2 pseudogenes are annotated in these 598 nt (G+C 55.5%); both read right to left on the bottom strand.

From position 1 onward, the window contains the following. A pseudogene (locus AC0L3N_RS33950) lies at window positions 1-298 on the bottom strand (hypothetical protein); the annotation flags it as partial. A 201-nt stretch (window positions 299-499) separates the two neighbouring features. Further along, a pseudogene (locus AC0L3N_RS33945) lies at window positions 500-595 on the bottom strand (integrase); the annotation flags it as partial. Between the last annotated feature and the right edge of the window lie 3 nt (window positions 596-598).

Here is a 598-nt window from a genome sequence, read left to right as displayed (position 1 = left end):
TGCGGATCAGCGCTTCCAATTCAGGATTGGGTTCAACCAGAACACCCCGCGCACCTCTTTGGTACATAAGATAGGTACTTGAGGTAGAGATGGGGTGATTAGCGCCGATCTCGACATAGAACACACTTGCCCAAGACCTTTGGTTCCTGCAGAGTTTTGCAGTCAATATTCCTTCGATAATAACGTCTTCTCCGTTTTGTGCGTAGCTAGCCGGCGCGAAGTGCTTGATCCGAGAGTTCGGCAGATTGAGCCTAGCGACCTCTTGGTTTATGGACTGGTTTTCAAACTGGGACAACATAGCTCGCTCTCCAATGTAACCTGCGATCTTGGGATGGGGCCGTTACGACCGGTTTGTCGCGGCGGCTCTTGCTCATCATCCCAGCAATTGGCGTGCCACGTGCGGTGCTCCTTACTTAGCAAGAGTGACACGCGCGCGCCCGCTGGAATGGCGGAATGGCCGCGATCCTTTGTCGGGTTCGCGACATCGGCGCCACCAACCGTCCGAAGACCTGCCGAAGTGACGTGCAAACAGCGAAACCTGCTGCGAGCGCCGGGTATTGAGCGCGAAGTTGCGCACCTCCATGTCCTCGCTCATCAG

Source organism: Mesorhizobium sp. WSM4807 (assembly GCF_055811615.1).
The sequence above is the reverse complement of the archived record's forward strand: the minus strand, read 5'-3'. Positions and strand labels throughout refer to the sequence as shown.